We start from the raw sequence: 19,247 nt of genomic DNA, 5'->3' as shown, positions 1-19,247 counted from the left end.
AGGAGCGCAAAGGAAACCGCAAAGGGAACGCAAAGCAAACTCAGCGTGACCTTACTTTAGACATTTGCGTTTTTAGGCTTAAGGTCTAAATCGACTTTTCGCAAAGGATCTAAAAATTCATCTGCGGTTTCACAACCAAATTTTATTTGGTAACGAGTCTAACTTCTTTTACAAATTAAGTAGCGTGCATAGTGAGAAAATTAAAAAATGCAAACCATAAATGGATTTCGGTTATCTCCTCAACAAAATTATCTTTGGCTATTGCAACAAGATAGCACCGCTTATTGCGCCCAATGTGCAATTTTGATAGAAGGCAATCTCAAGACAACAGCTTTAAAAGAAGCTGTTCAGCAAATTATCAATCGGCACGAAATTCTCCGGACAAGTTTCCATCGAGAACCAGGGATAAAAATACCGATCCAAGTCATCAGCGATCGCATCGACGCAACCTCTTGGTGTTCTATCAATTTAAGCGATTGTAATTCCCAGGAACAAGAAGCAAAAATAAAGGTAATTCTTCAAGAAGAAAGATGCTCAATTTCTACTTCCGAACTTACTGGTTCGCGACTGCGTGCATCCCTAATTACTCTGTCGGATGACCAACATATTTTAATTGTTACTTTGCCTTCCCTTTGCGCCGACAGTTGGACATTGAAGAATCTGGTACAAGAAATTAGCAAAGGATACACCGCTAGTCTTCGAGGTGAGGAAATAGCCGAAGAAGAAGTTGTGCAATACGTGCAATTTTCCGAGTGGCAGAATCAATTGCTTGAGGATGAGGAGGATTTAACAGGTAAAGAATACTGGAAGCAACAAGATTTCTCTAAATTGGCTAATTTAAAGCTGCCTTTAGAGAATAAATTGCTTACCTTACCCGCTAATTTTGACCTCAACTCTATCGAGTGTCAGATTGAGCCGGATTTGGTCGCCAAAATTACAGCGATCGCGCAAAAATACAATACTTCTATTTCAGCCGTCTTACTCGCTTGCTGGAAAACTCTACTTTGGCGACTAACTAGACAGTCAGATATCATCGTTAGCACTGCTTTTAGTGGTCGAAAATATGAAGAATTAGAGCCATCGCTAGGACTGTTTGCCAAATTTTTACCGCTTCGCACTCATCTAGAAGACAGCTTGAGATTTAGTGAAATCGTACAGCAAGTTCAGCAGTCTGTAAGTGATGCCGATAACTGGCAAGAGTATTTCTGTCGGGAAGATATTAGCACTGCCAGCTTATCCGGCTTTCCCTTTGGTTTCGAGTTTGAAGAACAGCTAAACACGTATTCTACTGGCGATTTATCATTTGCGATTTACCAGCAGTACGTCTGCTGCGATCGCTTCAAAGTCAAACTCTCTTGCGTGCGTCGAGAGGAGTCGCTGAGTGCAGAGTTTCACTATGATGCCAGCATTATCAGTGTAGAGGTGATTCAATCCTTAGCGGAACAATTTCATGCCTTAGTGGAAAGTGCTGCTAACAACCCAGAAACAGCAGTTGGTGAGTTAAATATACTCAGCGATCGCTCTCGACACCAATTATTAGTTGAATTCAACACTCAAACTAATTACTACGAATCCAAGTGCATCCACCAACTGTTTGAAGAACAAGCAGAACGCACCCCAGACAACATAGCCGTTGTATTTGAAAATCAACAATTAACCTACCGCGAACTCAACGATCGTGCCAAGAAAATAGCGCATCACCTGCAAAATTTGGGAGTTAAACCAGAGGTTGTCGTTGGTATTTGCGTTGAACGTTCTCTAGAAATGGTGATGGGAATGCTAGGCATTCTCAAGGCAGGCGGTGCATATCTACCGCTAGATCCGGCAATGCCAAAAGAACGCCTCGCCTTGATGTTGCAAGATGCTCAAGTGCCAGTGCTTGTAACCACGCAGGATTTGGTTAATGAATTTAGCGGCGAAGCAAGAAAAATAGTTTGTTTGAATACAGATGGCGATACCATCACTCAAGCAAGTGACCAAAATTTGCCTGCTAAGGCAAGCGTGCAAAATCTCGCTTATGTAATTTACACCTCCGGTTCTACTGGCACACCCAAAGGAGTTGCGATTGAGCATCAACAACTGCTGAATTATCTCAACGGTATTATCAATAGACTAGATTTGCCAGCAGGTGCCAGTTATGCCATTATTTCCACCTTCGCTGCCGATTTAGGTCATACAGTTCTTTTCCCGGCTTTGTGTACGGGTGGGTGTCTCCATATAGTCTCCCAAGAACGCGCAACTGACTCAGAAGCACTGGCAAATTACTTTCAAAACCATCCGATTGATTGCCTCAAAATTGTTCCTTCTCACTTATCTGCTTTACTAACAGCTTCTAACCCTGCACACATCTTACCTAGAAAGCGATTAATTCTGGGTGGTGAAGCTTTAAGTTGGAATTTAATTGAGACAATTCAAAAACTAGCTTCCGACTGCCAAATCTTCAATCATTACGGGCCAACAGAAGCCACAGTAGGCGTACTTACTTATCAGGTACCGGGTCAGAAAGCGGATCGTAATTCTGAAACAGTTCCTCTAGGTCGTCCAATCCCGAACACGCAGATTTATATCCTGGATGCTCATCTTCAGCCAGTTCCAATTGGCGTACCGGGTGAGTTATACATCGGCGGTGCTGGTTTGGCGCGTGGTTATCTGAATCGACCGGAACTTACAGCGCAAAAGTTTATTGCCAACCCGTTTAATCAAAACCTAACCCTCCAACTCCCTTCCCTTGCAGGGAAGGGGGAGAATTGCTCTCCTCCCCTAGTAGGGGAGGGGTTGGGGGAGAGGTCTGAATCCCGCCTTTACAAAACTGGAGACTTGGCTCGCTATGTACCAGATGGAAACATCGAGTTTCTCGGACGAATTGACGACCAGGTGAAGATTCGGGGTTTCCGGGTTGAGTTAGGGGAAATTGAGGCGGTATTGTCTCAATTTCCTGGGGTACGTCAGAGTATTGTTTTGCTGCGAGAGGATGAACTGGGACAGCGTTTAGTGGCTTATATCGTTTCAAATTCAGCACTAACTCACGATCTGCGTTCCTTCCTCAAAGAGAAGCTACCGGAATACATGGTACCTTCTGCTTTCGTCGTTTTGAAAGCTTTCCCGCTTACTCCAAATGGCAAAATAGACCGTTTGGCACTGCCAGCACCGGAGACAATAAAACCCGAAACAGATACGTTTGTAGCTCCTCGCAATAGCGTTGAGGAGCTACTGGCTGGAATTTGGGTTCCACTTCTCAAACTGGAAAAGGTAGGGATTTATGACAATTTCTTCGACCTAGGAGGACACTCTTTACTCATCCCTCAGTTACTTGCCAAGGTGCGAGAAATTTTCCAGATAGAACTGACCTTGCGCGATTTTTTTGATGCTCCTACCATCGCCGATTTAGGGAAAAACATCGAAATGAAACAGGGAGTCATTCCTTTTGTTTCTCCCGCCTCGAATTTAAATCTAGACGCTGAAGCTGTCCTAGATCCGACAATTCGCCCTGACTCTATACCTGTTGAGTTAGTCACTGAACCAAGTTGCATCTTTTTGACTGGAGCAACTGGGTTTTTAGGAGCTTTTTTACTCTCCGAACTTTTGCAACAAACACAAGCAGATATCTATTGTCTGGTACGTGCTACTAATGCAGAGTCTGGGAAAGAACGGCTACAAAATAGCCTGGAATCTTACTCACTTTGGGATGAAAATTTCAGCTCCAGAATTATCCCGGTTATGGGAGAGCTGTCTAAACCGCTTTTAGGGCTTTCGGATGAACAATTTCGAGACATGGCTAGTCAAATCGATGTCATCTATCACAATGGTGCCTTAGTTAATTTTACCTACCCATACTCTGCCCTTAAAGCTGCCAATGTACTGGGAACTCAGGAAGTTTTGAGATTGGCAAGTTTAATTAAACTTAAGCCAGTGCATTTTATTTCTAGCACTAATGCTGTTTCTCCGGCGGGCGGTTCTGGAGTCAGGGTCATTCGAGAACAGGATTCTATCAATTCTGAGGAAGTGATAGATACTGGTTACGCTCAGAGTAAATGGGTTGCCGAAAAGTTAGCAACGATTGCACGCGATCGCGGAATTCCGGTCTGTATTTACAGACCCGGACGGATATCCTGGCATAGCCAAACTGGGCTTTGCAACAAAAGCGATAATACCTTCAGATGGGTAAAAGGTTGTATCCAACTCGGTAGCGTTCCCAAGCGTGATGCAATGGTGAATTTAGTTCCGATAGATTATGCGAGTAGAGCGATCGCTTATCTATCCAAGCAGCAAGAATCCTTAAACAAGGATTTTCACATCGTCAATCCCTATCCCGCCCATTGGAACCAGGTTATTAATTGGGTTCGCTCGTTTGGCTATCCCCTTCGGGAAATTTCATACGATCAGTGGCACGGCGAACTATTGGAGGCGGCTAAAACATCTTCAGGAAATGCCTTGTCTCCGCTAGTGGATTTTATGAATCAACCAACATCACAAGAACCAGCCTCCACTCCGGCAATTTTACAGTTTGACTGTCAGAATACCCTAGACGGGCTTGCCGGTTCTTCTATTGTTTGTCCGCCCTTAGAGGCTGAGTTGTTTGCGCCCTACTTTTCCTACCTAATTGATAACGGTTTGCTGGATGCTCCCCCAGTGGGTGAATTCGCTGCAACAACCCTTAACAATCATGTATTGTCCTAAGCCAAATCCTCTCTCCAGCCTGCGCCTGTTCTGCTTTCCCTATGCTGGTGGTGGGGCGCTCAATTTTCGCACCTGGTCTCAGGGTCTACCTGTGGGTGTCGAAGTTTGTGCTGTCGAACTTCCCGGACGAGGAAAGCGGATTTTGGAAGCGCCATTTACTCAGGCTTTACCTCTGGTGCAGGCGATCGCGCACGCCCTTTTGCCATACTTAGACAAGCCATTTGCCTTCTTCGGTCACAGCATGGGGGCACTCGTCAGCTTCGAGGTGGCTCGTCTACTCCGCAGAGAGTACGGGATGAGTCCAGTCCATCTGTTTGTATCCGGTCGCAGCGCCCCTCAACTCCCGCTACAAGAGCCGCCCATCCACTCCCTGCCACAACCCGCGTTTATCGAGGAACTGCGCCGTCTTAACGGGACTCCCAAAGCAGTGCTAGAGAATGTGGAACTGATGGAACTGCTTCTGCCCATCCTGCGGGCAGATTTTGCCGTTCTCGAAACTTATGTTTATGCTGCTGAACCGCCGCTTCAGTGTCCTATCACTGCTTTTGGTGGTTTACAGGATGTCAAAGTCAGCGTCGATCGTCTTGAGGCTTGGCGACAGCAGACAAGTGCTAAATTCTCGCTACAAATGCTTCCCGGCGACCATTTCTTTGTGCAATCAGCTCAACCCCTGCTGCTTCAATTCCTTTCTAGAGAACTGAACTCAATCAGCACGGTTGGAAAGTAACATCACGACTTCGCTTTTGATGAGGAGCGATCGCTTCTGGAAGCATAAAGGCCCTAGCACTGATGCTAGGGCCTTTATTTTCATGAATGCGCCTCAGAATACCTTGCGCTCATCCAAATGAGCAACGATATCCTGACGCGATCGCCATACCGGACGCAACTGTTTTCGGGCGGCTAGCGGTAACTGATCGCTAAGATGGGGCGATCTGGGTTGAGTTGCATTGCCGTAGCTAATGAGTGTCATCGCCTTGACTGGATTGGAAAACTCGACCGCAGCAATATAAGAATCGCCCTCAACCGCTTGAAAGCGCCCATCTTTCGTCGGGGCATAATTGACAACGCGGAAGATGCCAAGGTCTCCAGAACCACCATTGGCAGGCAGATCCACACCATTAGACCGCAGCCGGAAAACTTCACCCCAAGGTACATCTATGGCTTTATAAGCCGCCTCTACTTTTGCTGCTGCGGTAGAAAGCACCTTAACTGCGCTTTGAGGATCTGCCAAGCCGTCGGGTGTGGTGCGCGGGGACTTCTCGTTCCAGGGACTACTAAATGCATTATCGAATTCCATCTCTTCCGCCCAAAGGTAAAAGAGTACCGCACCCCGACTATCCGCATCCGCATTTCGATCCCAAGCTTGCAGCACATCAGCGGCTCGACGCGCTAATTTATCTCCATACTGCCGTGCAGCGGGAATTAGATCATCCAGGAAACGATCTGCCAGTTCCATGCGTGTCGAGTGCTTGTACTGAATCATTTCCTCAAAAGAAATTTGTTTATCCTCATCCAGCATCCTTGCAGAGCGTTGCGCTCGAAAGTGCATGAAATGCGGTGCCATGTAAGATGGGAAATCTGCTGGATTTAACGCTACTGGGAAAGTCGTTGTCCACGGTGGATCGTTGGTATTTTGCAACCAGCCGCTAGGTGGGTCAATTACACGGGGTAAATCGCGGTAGGGATGAGTTTTCGTCCACAAGGTTTTAGAGGTGTCGCCAGGGATAATGCCTTCCCAGTAGTCAAAATCTCCAGATGTGCGAATTGGCACCTGACCGTTAAATAGGTGCATGATATGCCCCTCGCGGTCTGCATACATCACGGTAAACATCGGAATCTGCAACCGCTTTAGGGCAGCCTCAAATTCAGGCAGTTTAGTGGCACGTGCCATCGAGTACCACTGCTCCAACGCACCGGGCTGCTCAAGCCCCACAACCCGCAACGCGACGGCTTTTCCCTCCTTGCCTGCGACAACAGGGCCGTGAAGAGAACGTTGTACAACCAGTGATTCTGAGCGTATGCCGTTATCTTGCTTTACCTTCAAGATTTTCTTTTCTGTCTCAAAGGCTTGAACCTTCCCGTCAAAGAGGTAGCCGCCATCTTTTAGTTGCAGTTCGTAAGCGTCCCACCCGTCATGGGTATTGACGGTGTGAGTCCAGCCAAGGTTATTGTTGAATGCGATCGCGAGTACGGGAAGTCCAACCAGTGTCGCCCCGTAAGCATCGATTCCTGGTGCGGTAATCTGGGCTTCATACCAGACAAATAAATCTGACCAAGGCAGGTGCGGGTTTGCCAGTAGCATCGCGTTTCCGCTTGCAGAATGCTTAGGCGCGATCGCCCACGCATTAGAACCCATTGATTTGTTATCGGCAAGGCTTTGAACAATCTGCGGATTCACAATAAATGTGAAATTCATCACCCGCTGTTCGTGAGCCAGGATATCTACTGGCTGGACTGGCAGCACCGCCTTCACTTCATCATCAATCAGTTGGGGATGTTCCTTAGCATAGGCATTGATTCCTGCGGCAAAGGCATCCAGATAACTGCGGAAAGCGGGACTCTGCGATTCATTCCACTCGCTGGCACGTTCGGGAATTCCCATTGTTTGTACCCATTTATCTGACTCTAGGTACTCTTCTCCCCAGTATTCGGCACTTCGTCCCCGTGCCTGACCGTAGAGGCGCAACAGCAGGTTGCCATGACTTTGCATCTGCGCCCAACCAAAGGCGCGAAATGCACTTCCTGCATCCTTGCCGTAGATATGCGGTACGCCGTAGGTATCCCAGAGAATTTCAGTCGAGGCTGCTGGTAAGCTTAGACTCTGGCTCCCCAAAAATAGAGTAAAGATGAAACCTAATATTAATGGGAAAATTCGCAAAGATTTTCCTCTAAAACCTCCGATTGCGTAGCGCCTACTATTTTTTTGGAACTTATCAAGAGAACGCAAACGCTCTTTAATAAAACCCCACCCTGATAGAAAATTTAACATTATGTCTTTGGCAAATTGATAATTGAAAAACCAAAAAATACGGCTTCAAATTTTATTTTTGTATTAACAAGTGTGATTAGAAGGGGGGCAGAAGTTGCTTCGCTTCTATTCAAACAAGTCCGCCTGCGCGGACTCAATTCAGCCTGGGTCAGCAGGCTTTGTTTGTGTAGCCCCATTCCAGCTTGTGGGAGATTTGCTGTGGGCGATTTGCAAATACTTGATGAAAAATTTTATCATCATTTTCCTAACGAATAGTTGAAAATTATTCTCGTTAACTGCAAAAGTTTAATGTGTTGTGGCGCAGTTGCACGCGGAAGTGAAAGCGCGATAGCTTCGCTTGCGCCAAGGGCGATCGCGACTTGTTTCTACGCCCTCAGTTTCCAGTAAAGCGATCGCCCTTTAAGGCAGCCTCTTGGCTTATCTTCAGCTTCCGCCCCAGCGGAATACACATCGGTGTTCCGGCTACGGGATCTTCCACGATGCGACAACCCAGCCCAAATACTTGGCGCACCATTTCTTCGGTCATCACCTGCATCGGGGTTCCGTGGGCATAAACGCAACCTTCTTTTACCGCTACTAGGTAATCTGCATAGCGACAAGCTTGGTTTAAATCGTGCAACACCATTACCAGCGTTCGTCCTTGCGTCTGGTTCAACTCCAAAAGCAAATCCAACACCTCGATTTGGTGCGCCAAGTCTAAGAAAGTTGTGGGTTCATCTAAGAGTAAAATCTCTGTATCCTGAGCTAGCGCCATTGCAATCCAAGCGCGTTGTCGCTGTCCACCCGAAAGAGTATCTAGCGATCGCTCTGCCAATTCGGTCATCCCAGTCGTCGCCAAGGCTAACGCGACCAACCGCTCATCTTCTTTTGACCACTGCTGCAACCAGTTCTGATAAGGATAACGCCCCAGCGCTACTAAATCTCGCACGGTTAACCCTTCTGGTGCCACTGGCCCTTGGGGAAGAATTCCCAGTTGCTTAGCGACCTCTTTTGTGGATAACTTGAACAAATCAGCCGCATCCAGATAAACCGTCCCGTTCCGTGGCTTGAGCAATCTCGCTAAACCCCGCAGCAGTGTAGACTTACCGCAACCGTTGGCACCCACTAAAGCGGTGATTTTCCCTTCCGGAATCGCCAAATCAAGGTTTTTGATAATTGGCACACCTTCATAAGCCAAGGTGAGCCTGCGGGTGGAGAGTCGGTTCATCTTTGGGTTCATCGTTTGCGGTTTTGCACCAACAGATAGATAAAATAAGGAGCGCCAATCGCGGCTGTAATGACACCACAGGGAAGTTCAGTCGGAGCAAATAGCGATCGCCCTAGCAAATCCGCAACCACTACAATCATTGCCCCAATTGTTGCCGAGACAGGAATTAACCCCTCATGAGTTGAACCCACTAATTGACGTGCGATGTGCGGTGCCATTAACCCAACAAAGCTAATCGTACCAGCCGTAGCCACCGCCGCACCCGTCAACGCGGTAGCGATCGCGAGTAACCAGCCGCGTTCCCATTCCACCGAACTACCCAGCCCTTTGGCAACATCATCGCCCAAATTTAAAGCATTCAGCTGTCGCGCTTTCCCCAAAGCCAAGGGCACCAACACCGCGAACCAAGGTGCAACAGACCATACCTCCTCCCAACTGCGACCGTAGACACTCCCCGCCAACCACACCAACGCCTGACTCACACTATTAATCTCACCGAATGTCACCATCAAGCTAGTCAAAGCGCCGATGACTGCGGCAATCCCGACCCCAATCAAAATCAGGCGAACCGGAGAACTCCCTTTATCCCATGCCAAAAAGTAAATCAGAAAAGCGACAGTTAATGCTCCCCCAAAGGCAGACACCGGCAAGATTGCAATCGGGACACTGGGAAACAAAACAATCAGACTAACCGCCGCCAGACTTGCACCCGCGTTAATCCCGATGATGCCTGGGTCTGCTAGGGGATTGCGGGTAATGCCTTGCAAGATCGTACCGGAAACCGCCAATGCCACTCCGACAAGAGCCGCGACTAAGGTTCTAGGCAGTCGCAGTGTATTGATAATGAAGGGATAGTCAGGGTTTCCGGTTTCCAGTCCGAGTAAGGTTTTGATGACGGAGATGATGGGAATCGGATATTCCCCGTAAGAAACACTGACAACCATCGCCGCCAGGGTAACGAAGACCAGAATACTCAGGATACTAGGAATACGCCGATCGATACGGAAGGATACCGGAAGCGCCTTAGAACGAACGACCAACCAGTTGTTCATTTTTTCACCTTGAAGCGGGCAAGATAAACGAACAAGGGCGCACCCACGAAAGCAGTCATGACTCCGACTGGAAGTTCTTGGGGTTTAATCAGCAATCTGGCTCCGATATCCGCTGTTAACAGTAAAATGGCTCCAAAAACCGCAGAATACGGCATAATCCAGCGGTAATCGACGCCAACCAACAAGCGGACAACGTGGGGGACAACTAAACCAATAAATCCAATCGGACCAGCGGCGGCAACGGCACTGCCTGCCAGTAATATGACACTGAAAGCAGCGGCAACTTTTACCCATGCGGTTCGTTGACCTAAGCCTTTGGCAATATCTTCACCGAGATTCAAGGTGGTGATTTGTTTACCTAAAGCGAAGGCTAATATCAGTCCGAGGGTGATATAGGGCAGCACTTGCCAGACAATCGTGAAATCCCGCCCCGCAATCGATCCAGCCATCCAAAAGCGGATTTCATCAAGGGTGCGTTGGCTGAAAATCAGGATGCCGGTTGTCACTGAAGACAGGAAGGTACTAATCGCTGCACCGGCGATGGTGAGGTTGAGTGGGGTGAGTCCACCGCGACCCAAGGAACCGAGGAAATAGACAGCGATCGCAGCAGCACCGGCACCCAGAAAGGCGTACCCAGCATAGAGACTTGAATCGGGTGGTTGAAAAGCAAATACCGCGATGACCACTGCCATTGCCGCACCTGCGTTGATTCCCAGTATTCCGGGGTCAGCCAAGGGGTTGCGGGTGATGCCTTGCATAATCGCACCCGCGATCGCCATTGCGGCACCAACCAGGATAGCGATGAGCGATCGCGGTAGCCGGATTGTCCGAATAATCAGGTGATCCGCAGACCCATCAAATGCTGTCAACGCTGCATAAATAGTGCTTGCGGAAATGTCGGCTGCACCATAGCCAATACTGACGACCAGGCAAATAAGGAGAATCAGGAGGCTCAGAATTAAGCCGACAAGAAGAGAGGGTCGTGGCTGTATAAATCCTAAAACTTCCCCGATTAACCGATTTTTCACTATTTTCTGGATTGGTGCCAACTCTATCGATGCCTTCTGCCTTGTGTTTGTTTATTGCTATTGCAACCCTAAATATGCTGGCGTAACGTCAAGCGCCTCGGAACGATGAGAAATCGCCGCTTTGGTGCGCTCAACCAGGAAACTAGAAATTACTTTAGACTTATTGCGATTATTTATCAATATCTTTGCGAAAATTATCCTTGAATTGCCAGTTATACAAGGATTCCAGATTTCAACAACGGCAAACCCCACAGTTGCCTGGTGAGTTAAAGTTGCAGTCTGGCATAACATTGAGAAAACATCACCAGGCTGGATATGGCAGTTGAAACTGTTACACTTCAAATTCCAGAAATACTCTATCAGCGTTTAGTTAATACTGCTAATGCAACGCAGCGCCCTGTTGAAGAAGTCATGCTTCATGCCTTACAAATAGGTAGCCCCCCGGAATGGGATGATGTGCCAGAGGAGTTTCAGGCTGACATTGCTGCCTTGGATAAACTTGATGACAAGATGCTATGGCAGATTGTTAATAGCCGCAAAACAGCAGTAGAGATGGAACGATATAATACCCTGCTTGAGGGCAATTCTAGCGGTACGCTGATAGAGGGAGAACGCTTAGAACTAATGGCGCTGCGGCACGAGGCTGACCTTTTCATGTTAAAAAAAGCTCACGCAGCAGTATTACTCCGATGGCGGGGACATCGCGTGCCAACCCCTTAAGATATCGTGTCTGCATACATACCGGAAAGTTTACGAAATCAAATCGCGGATAGCGATCGCGGGCGTTGTTGCTATTGCTTAACCAGTGAAGCCAATAGTGGAATTCCCATGACGCACGATCATATTCAGCCTGTCTCTAAAGGTGGAGAGACAAGCTTTGAGAACATTTGTTTAGCTTGCCGTTCATGCAATGAATTTAAGGGTGACTCAACCGAGGCGATAGATCCTTTGACGGGCGAAACTGTGACTTTTTTCAACCCACGCACGCAAATATGGTCTGACCATTTTGCCTGGAGTCCTGACAGCACAAGGGTTGAAGGTCTTACAGTGATTGGTCGGGCTACAATTGTTCGTCTGCGAATGAATAACCCAGTTATCATTGCCGCTAGGAGGCGTTGGGCAGTCAGTGGTTGGCATCCTCCGACTGACTAATCTTGAACAAAAGCTAATTTAATTAACTTAAAAATTAATTCCCAGCGAAATTAAGACGATATGAAAAAACTCATCAACAACTCCGATAATGTAGTGCGCGAAAGCCTGGAAGGAATGGCAGCAGCGCATCCCGATTTAATTAAAGTCCACTTTGACCCCCACTTTATCTATCGCGTCGAGGCACCCATTCCTGGCAAAGTCGCCCTCATCTCCGGGGGGGGTAGCGGACACGAACCGATGCATGGCGGTTTTGTCGGTTTAGGGATGCTGGATGCGGCTTGTCCGGGTGAAGTCTTCACTTCTCCCACCCCCGATCAGATGCTAGAAGCTGCCAAATTGGTTACGGGGGGTGCGGGTGTCCTCAATATCGTCAAGAATTACAGCGGCGATGTGATGAACTTCGAGATGGCAGCAGAACTCGCGCACTCAGAGGACATTCCGGTACGCAATATCTTGATTGATGATGATATCGCTGTCAAAGATAGCCTTTATACTCAAGGGCGTCGGGGTGTCGGCGCGACGGTACTTGCTGAAAAAATCTGCGGTGCTGCTGCCCAACAAGGTTACGATCTCAAGCAGGTTGCCAACCTCTGTCGCCAAGTTAACCTCAACGGGCATAGCATGGGAATGGCGCTGACTTCTTGCACCGTCCCTGCCAAAGGTAGCCCGACTTTTAGTTTGGGGGATGATGAAATAGAATCCGGCATCGGCATTCACGGAGAACCGGGACGACAGCGAATGTCCTTGAAGTCAGCCGATGAAATTACCGAGATGCTAGCGGTTTCTATCATCGAAGACAGAGATTACACCCGCACTGTGCGCGAGTGGGATGCAGATAAGGGAGAATGGGTGGAACAGGAACTCATTGACCCTGCGTTTGAAAGTGGCGATCGCGTTCTTGCCTTTGTTAACAGTATGGGCGGCACTCCCCTTTCTGAGTTGTACATTGTCTATCGAAAATTAGCAGAAATCTGCGAAAAGAAAAAACTTCAAATTGTTCGTAATTTGATTGGCCCTTACATCACCTCTTTGGATATGCAAGGATGTTCCATCACTCTACTGAAGTTAGATGATGAGATGATTCAACTTTGGGATGCACCCGTGAAGACACCAGCTTTAAGGTGGGGAATATAAAAGAGTTTAGAGTTGTAGAGACGCAACAAATCGCGTCTGAGTTTAGAGTTTTGAATATGGTCAGTAAAGAACAAATCCTGCAATGGTTGCAAGCCGTAGCAGTAGTTTTAGAACAAAATAAGGATTATCTAACCGAACTAGACGCGGCAATTGGAGATGCTGACCACGGCATCAATATGAACCGGGGTTTTCAAAAAGTGGCGACTCAGCTACCCAGTGTGGCAGATAAGGATATTGGCAACATCCTCAAAACTGTCAGCATGACGCTCATTTCCAGTGTCGGGGGTGCCAGCGGGCCGTTGTATGGCACGATGTTCCTACGGGCTAGTACGGCAGTCGCAGGCAAGTCGGAACTGACCGATGAGGAGATGGTGACGCTTTTTCAAGCGTTTGTAGAGGGCATTGTACAACGGGGTAAGGCGAATTTGGGTGATAAAACCATGCTGGATTCTCTATCACCTGCTGCGGATACTTTTCAGCAAGCTATCGAGGCTGGTGCAAGCACCCCAGAAGCCTTACAACAAGCCGTAGCTGCCGCTGAGGAAGGGATGAAACAGACGATTCCCTTAGTGGCGAAGAAAGGGAGGGCGAGTTATTTAGGCGATCGCAGTGTCGGTCATCAAGATCCGGGTGCCACGTCTACTTATCTGATTCTCAAGACGCTGTGGGAAACTGTCAATAGCCAGTCGTGATTTGTTAATCGTCATTTGTCATTCATTATTAATCGCCGCCAGTTTCTTAAAACCGTTGCGCTTTCCGCGATTGCAACTGAGATCGCAACTGAGTTCCGGCAGATTGCGATCGCAAATCCATTTTTAAAAACCCCCTCAAAACCACCCCGCCTCAAAGTTGGCGATACGGTGGGATTAATTAATCCCGCTAGTCCCATTGACGCGAAAGACATTGCACAGGTACAGCAAACCCTAGCAAGTTTGGGGTTAAAGGTTAAGTTAGGGAAGCATCTTCTCGACCGTTATGGTTATTTGGCAGGAAGCGATCGCGATCGCGCATCTGATGTAAACGCTATGTTTGCCGATGCTTCTGTAAAAGCGATTGTTGCTGTGCGTGGCGGTTGGGGTTGCAATCGGATTTTGCCACTGTTGAATTATCCCCTCATCCAAGCTTCTCCCAAAATCCTCATTGGTTACAGCGATATTACTTCGCTGCTGTTAGCAATTTATGCCAAAAGTGGCGTTGTCACTTTTCATGGCCCCGTGGGCACATCCACTTGGAATCCGTTTACAGTCGATTATGTTAAACGCATTCTATTTAATGGGGAAGCTGTCACAATGCAAAATCCCCCGAATGCTAGCTTTAAAGCAGAGATAATTACGCCTGGAAAGGCTAGGGGAAAATTAGTCGGGGGCAATTTATCAGTGCTGGTGGCAATGGTGGGGTCATCTTATCTGCCAGATTGGAGACAAAGTATCTTATTTGTAGAAGAAATTGGGGAGGAAGCTTACCGGATAGACCGGATGCTGACTCAGCTAAAACTCGCCGGTATTCTAGAGCAAATTTCTGGTTTTATTTTTGGGCAATGTACCGATTGTCAACCCAAAGATAATCAACCTTCCCTAACTTTATCGCAAGTCTTGAGAGAACACATTCAACCTTTAGGAATTCCAGCTTGGTATGGTTCGCAGATTGGTCATATTAAAGATAAATTTACTTTGCCAGTTGGCGTGCCAGTAGAAATTGATGCGAATCGGAATACGATTCGGATGTTAGAGTCATCTGTTAAATGAGTCGGCTTAGGTTGCTCTTATTCGGGTTGCCGCTTAAATAGACTAATCGCTAAATACTACTTGAATGTGTTTGAAATTCTAAATTTCCCGACAGTTTTCTTTGGAGAACTTTTGCTGAGGCAAGAGCTTGGTTAAAACTGAGTAGAAGTTTTAACATTAAATTTATTGGAACGAAAAACGGTTAACAAGGGGTTTAACCCCTTAGCGGGATGCGAATTTTAAATTTATTAGTAACAATAGACAGTAAAGCCCACAATAACACTTTTAGTTAGTAGGTAAATTATGGCAAGTGCAGATGACCGGAAGAAGCGAATTATGGAACATTTATCCCGTAGTTCAGGAGATTTTATCAAGCCATCTCCCAAAAACTCTGAGGAACGCAAGCAGCGAATTTCCGATCATGTTCGCCGAACCAAAGGTTAAAGCAATCTGAGAGCGATCGCTTTCAGCATCGACTCCCTTACCGCGCCTTATCTTAGTGCGATTTTTGGATAGTTTTTGGTACTGTAAGTGGTTGAAGAAATTTCTTTTTGACTATTTAGAGTACCAAAGACAATATAATTATTTGACTAATCCTTTATATAATAATTAAATAAATTCATCTAATATTAGAGCAATCTGTAATGGTTTCCTCATCTCCTAAAACGACGCTTCCCGTTTTATCCGAAGTAATTGATGGATTGCCTAACATTTCCGGATGGGAAAAAGAAGTTAGTGCTGTCGTAAACCAGGATAACCCTGTATTTTTACCTACTACGAATATTCGGTTAGAAGATGTAACGGCTGGATTTGCGATCGCGCTCCATATGCACCAGCCTACCATCCCCGCTGGGGCGAATGGCGAACTCCAGAGCAACCTGCAATATATGTTTGAGCATCCCTACGAAGGAGACAACCATAATGCAGGGCCATTTGCCTATTGTTATAGCCGTATGGCAGATTTTATTCCCGAATTGGTTGCGAATGGTTGCAATCCCCGCGTCATGCTAGATTTCTCCGGGAATCTATTCTGGGGACTGCGACAAATGGGACGAGGAGACATCTTAGAAAATCTCAAGCGCATCACCTGTAACCCCACTTACCAGCCTTATGTAGAATGGCTGGGGACAATGTGGAGTCATGCGGTTGTTCCTTCTACCCCGATTCCCGATATCAAATTACATATTCAAGCATGGCAACATCATTTTGCAGCCATTTTTGGATGGGATGCACTGGCGCGAGTGAAAGGATTTTCTCCTCCAGAAATGCACCTCCCCAACCACCCAGATACGCTGTATGAATTTGTAAAAGCCCTGAAAGAATGTGGATACCGTTGGTTAATGGTTCAAGAGCATTCTGTTGAAACCCTAACTGGTCAATCTTTGCCCTATAAGCATTTGCCTCACCGCTTGGTGGCGCGAAATTCTAATGGCGAAACGATTAGTATTACGGCACTGATTAAGACTCAAGGTTCCGATACAAAATTAGTGGCGCAAATGCAGCCTTACTACGAAGCTAAAACCCTATCTCGGCAGCAGTTAGGAAATGTTTCGGTACCGCCCATTGTTACCCAGATTGGAGATGGTGAAAATGGCGGCGTGATGATGAATGAATTTCCTAGCGCCTTCAACCAAGCCTGGTATCAAATGGCAAATGAAGGCGGAGGAAAAACAGGCGTTGTCGGAATGACAGGTACAGAATACTTGGAACTCATAGAAGCCGCAGGTTGCACGCCTGAAGATTATCCAACTTGTCAAGCAATTGGTCAACACCAAATTTGGGAGCGAGTACCCGCCGAAAATTGTACCCCCGAAGCAGTTGCTAATGCGATTGCAGAATTAAAGCAGATTAATCCAAACTTTCACATGGATGGCGCTTCTTGGACAAATCATCTGAGTTGGGTGAAGGGATATGAAAATGTCTTGACTCCGATGAATAAACTCAGTGCTTTATTTCACGATAAAATCGACCGATTGCTCCAAGGAGAAGCCGAATCAAGCCAGATTTCTTCTGGGGAATCTGTTACCCAACAATCCAGCTATCGGGAGGCACTGATGAATAATCTTTTGCTTCAAACAAGCTGTTTTCGCTACTGGGGACAAGGAGTTTGGACTGACTACGCTCGTGAAATATACCGACGCGGTGAGACAATTCTTCAGGATACTTTTTAAGGTGAATCTAAGGCGAGATTTTGTGCTGGCTGATGCCAAGGTTGAGAGATACCTCAACTTACGCTGCCAGATTTAGAAGGTCAGTAAAAGTAAGTTAGTTGTACTTGCCCAATCACTTAAACCCTCATCTTTCAACTAATCTGAGTGAAAGAGTAGTGGGGAAAAATCGATGGAGAAGCCCAACGCACCCGTTGTAGAGACAAACAGAAGTTCTCTTGTCCGACATCATCCCCAACTTGCATTTCTCTATGCTGTACCTATTGGGGCACTGGGAGGACTAATTGGTTTAGGAGGTGCGGAGTTTCGATTACCTATGTTGGCTGGTGTGCTGGGCTATTCAGTCCGTCAGGCTGTCCCGCTGAATTTGGTTGTTAGCTTAATTACAATTGCTGCATCCCTAGCAATTCGAGGTAAAACACTCTCGTTCGATTCAGCGATCCCTTTATTGCCTGTGGTGCTGTCCTTGATTGCTGGAGCGATCATCACGGCTTTTTTGGGCGTAGCTTTGGCAGGACGGCTGTCAAATAAACAGCTTGAGCGAACTATCTTAGTGCTGCTAGTCGGAGTTGGAATTGCTCTAATTGTTGAGAGCTTTTTACCTCAGCAGATAGCCGCCCTCTTACCTGCTGCCTTGACTTGGCGTATTTTAGCCGGAATTCTGTTTGGTTTGGCGATTGGGCTGGTTAGCAGCCTATTAGGGGTAGCTGGGGGTGAAATTATCATCCCCACACTCGTTTTTGCCTTCGGTGTAGATATGAAGACGGCAGGAACAGCAAGTTTGCTCATCAGTTTTCCAACTGTGTTAGTCGGGTTGATTCAATACGCCAGCCGGGGAGCATTCCGCGATCGCTCTCCGCTGAAAAATACGATTACTCCCATGAGTATCGGGTCAGTCATTGGAGCAATTATCGGAGGAATGCTGGCTGGAATCGTTCCAGCGTCAGCTCTAAAGCTTACTCTAGGAGTGATCTTAAATATTTCAGCGTTTCGAGTGTTTCACAAATCTAGATAAAGTACCACTCCTCTAGAGAGCTTAAACCGTATTTTTCATTAGTAGAGACGCGATTAATCGCGTTTCTACAGGGGAGGCGGACTAGAAGCTCATAAGCTGCGCGATCGCCCTCGACAAAAGCACTTGCCATAAGCCAGAGTTGTAACACCATTCAGCAGCCATCAGAAATTAACGAATTGAGCAATAATCAATCTGCGGGGCGCTCAATTAATGAGACAGGAAAGCAAGATGAAACGATTTTTAACCGTGGTAGTTTCTCTAACTGGGCTGGTTTCCTACGCAGCCGTGGCGGGGGTGCCAGAGGCGGCTAAGGCTCAGGACGCGGCTTGCTTCATGGTAGCACCGGGGGGCAGAACGATAGACTTGGGGAGTCTCTGCGGCACCGATGAGGCGAACAAACGAGTCTTTCAAGCCAGAATCAAACGCCGCGCCGGTGGCACACCCGTCATTGATGTCATGTTTAATGGCGGGCAGACTTTTGAGATGATTGTAGACACCGGGGCTAGCGGCACGATGATTACCCGCCGGATGGCATCAGCGTTGCGAGTGGTGCCGGTGAAGACTGTTAAAGCTGATACGGCGAGTGCGGTGGGAGTCGAGTTTCCCGTCGGCTATGTGCAATCAATTGCCGTGGATGGTGCTGTCGCTAACAAAGTGCTAGTTGCGATCGCTGGCCCAGAACAAGATATGGGATTGTTAGGACACGACTTCTTTGGCAATTACGATGTCACGATTAAACGCGATGTCGTCGAGTTCCACCGTCGCTAATATTGTACGGTGAGGCTGAATTTTAAGCGATCGCTCTTTCGGCACGGTGATAGTAGCGACATATTCCTCCTTCCCTAGCAGGGAAGGGGGTTAGGTTTTGTATTTGAGTCAACTTACATCTTGCACCAAGAAATGTTGATATGAATCCCCTGTTGTTGGAGTAGAGGTTGCAATCGGAGGAGCAGGACTTACGCAAGTCCGCTATAGGTAGGGTCTAGCCAATCCAAAGAATAACCAGTACAGTAGCTCCATTGCTGGCAGCGCTCGACCGTCTCATGACCTTTAGCAAACTGGATTATTGTCAATACTTGCTCAGTAGTCAGACGAACTTCA

At 47.2% G+C, this 19,247-nt stretch carries 16 protein-coding genes; 11 read left to right on the top strand and 5 right to left on the bottom strand.

Annotated elements, in window-relative coordinates; genetic code table 11:
• The first annotated feature begins 207 nt into the window (after window positions 1-207).
• Together H6F52_RS01040 and H6F52_RS01035 are read left to right on the top strand one after the other, a co-directional pair.
• Complete coding sequence (locus tag H6F52_RS01040; RefSeq protein ID WP_190531341.1) at window positions 208-4,677, top strand: non-ribosomal peptide synthetase; 4,470 nt, start codon at window positions 208-210, stop codon at window positions 4,675-4,677.
• Window positions 4,619-5,404 carry a thioesterase II family protein gene (locus H6F52_RS01035; RefSeq protein WP_277881879.1) on the top strand — a complete coding sequence of 262 codons (786 nt, stop codon included), beginning with the start codon at window positions 4,619-4,621 and terminating at the stop codon, window positions 5,402-5,404. Before H6F52_RS01040 ends, H6F52_RS01035 begins: the two co-directional genes overlap by 59 nt.
• 93 nt (window positions 5,405-5,497) lie before the next feature.
• On the opposite strand, the gene H6F52_RS01030 is transcribed toward H6F52_RS01035, so the two are convergent.
• From H6F52_RS01030 to H6F52_RS01015, 4 genes are all read right to left on the bottom strand, one after another.
• Window positions 5,498-7,666 carry an acylase gene (locus H6F52_RS01030; protein ID WP_190531339.1) on the bottom strand — a complete coding sequence of 723 codons (2,169 nt, stop codon included), beginning with the start codon at window positions 7,664-7,666 and terminating at the stop codon, window positions 5,498-5,500.
• A gap of 373 nt (window positions 7,667-8,039) precedes the next feature.
• Window positions 8,040-8,873, bottom strand: a complete 834-nt coding sequence (locus tag H6F52_RS01025) for an ABC transporter ATP-binding protein (protein ID WP_190415802.1) — start codon at window positions 8,871-8,873, stop codon at window positions 8,040-8,042.
• A gap of 8 nt (window positions 8,874-8,881) precedes the next feature.
• Window positions 8,882-9,925, bottom strand: a complete 1,044-nt coding sequence (locus H6F52_RS01020; protein WP_190531337.1) for an iron ABC transporter permease — start codon at window positions 9,923-9,925, stop codon at window positions 8,882-8,884.
• Entirely contained in the window at window positions 9,922-10,953 is a 1,032-nt protein-coding gene (locus H6F52_RS01015) for an iron ABC transporter permease (protein WP_347276175.1), read from the bottom strand. Before H6F52_RS01015 ends, H6F52_RS01020 begins: the two co-directional genes overlap by 4 nt.
• Window positions 10,954-11,268: 315 nt before the next feature.
• Between H6F52_RS01015 and H6F52_RS01010 the strand changes: the two genes are divergently transcribed.
• From H6F52_RS01010 to H6F52_RS00975, 8 genes are all read left to right on the top strand, one after another.
• On the top strand, window positions 11,269-11,673 hold the full coding sequence (locus H6F52_RS01010) for a hypothetical protein (protein ID WP_190531335.1): 405 nt from the start codon (window positions 11,269-11,271) through the stop codon (window positions 11,671-11,673).
• Between the two features lie 6 nt (window positions 11,674-11,679).
• The gene (locus H6F52_RS01005; protein ID WP_190531333.1) at window positions 11,680-12,105 is read left to right on the top strand and encodes an HNH endonuclease; all 426 of its coding nucleotides are present in this window, start codon (window positions 11,680-11,682) and stop codon (window positions 12,103-12,105) included.
• Window positions 12,106-12,165: 60 nt separating this feature from the next.
• Window positions 12,166-13,239, top strand: a complete 1,074-nt coding sequence (gene dhaK / locus H6F52_RS01000; RefSeq protein WP_190531331.1) for a dihydroxyacetone kinase subunit DhaK — start codon at window positions 12,166-12,168, stop codon at window positions 13,237-13,239.
• Between the two features lie 56 nt (window positions 13,240-13,295).
• Window positions 13,296-13,931 carry a dihydroxyacetone kinase subunit DhaL gene (gene dhaL, locus H6F52_RS00995; protein ID WP_190531329.1) on the top strand — a complete coding sequence of 212 codons (636 nt, stop codon included), beginning with the start codon at window positions 13,296-13,298 and terminating at the stop codon, window positions 13,929-13,931.
• A 15-nt stretch (window positions 13,932-13,946) separates the two neighbouring features.
• Window positions 13,947-14,984, top strand: a complete 1,038-nt coding sequence (locus H6F52_RS00990; protein ID WP_190531327.1) for an LD-carboxypeptidase — start codon at window positions 13,947-13,949, stop codon at window positions 14,982-14,984.
• 282 nt (window positions 14,985-15,266) lie between these two features.
• Window positions 15,267-15,407: a hypothetical protein gene (locus H6F52_RS00985; protein ID WP_190531325.1), complete on the top strand. Its 141-nt coding sequence runs from the start codon at window positions 15,267-15,269 to the stop codon at window positions 15,405-15,407.
• 200 nt (window positions 15,408-15,607) lie between these two features.
• On the top strand, window positions 15,608-17,134 hold the full coding sequence (locus H6F52_RS00980; protein ID WP_190531323.1) for a glycosyl hydrolase family 57: 1,527 nt from the start codon (window positions 15,608-15,610) through the stop codon (window positions 17,132-17,134).
• Window positions 17,135-17,303: 169 nt separating this feature from the next.
• On the top strand, window positions 17,304-18,146 hold the full coding sequence (locus tag H6F52_RS00975; protein WP_190531321.1) for a sulfite exporter TauE/SafE family protein: 843 nt from the start codon (window positions 17,304-17,306) through the stop codon (window positions 18,144-18,146).
• Here H6F52_RS00975 and H6F52_RS00970 read toward each other — a convergent pair.
• On the bottom strand, window positions 18,139-18,276 hold the full coding sequence (locus tag H6F52_RS00970; protein WP_190531319.1) for a hypothetical protein: 138 nt from the start codon (window positions 18,274-18,276) through the stop codon (window positions 18,139-18,141). The genes H6F52_RS00975 and H6F52_RS00970 overlap by 8 nt on opposite strands.
• A 98-nt stretch (window positions 18,277-18,374) precedes the next feature.
• On the opposite strand from H6F52_RS00970, the gene H6F52_RS00965 reads away from it, so the two are divergent.
• The gene (locus H6F52_RS00965) at window positions 18,375-18,914 is read left to right on the top strand and encodes a retropepsin-like aspartic protease (protein WP_190531317.1); all 540 of its coding nucleotides are present in this window, start codon (window positions 18,375-18,377) and stop codon (window positions 18,912-18,914) included.
• The last annotated feature ends 333 nt before the right edge of the window (window positions 18,915-19,247 follow it).

The organism is Coleofasciculus sp. FACHB-542 (assembly GCF_014695825.1).
GTDB lineage: Bacteria > Cyanobacteriota > Cyanobacteriia > Cyanobacteriales > FACHB-T130 > FACHB-T130.
This window is presented reverse-complemented; position numbering and strand designations above follow the sequence as displayed.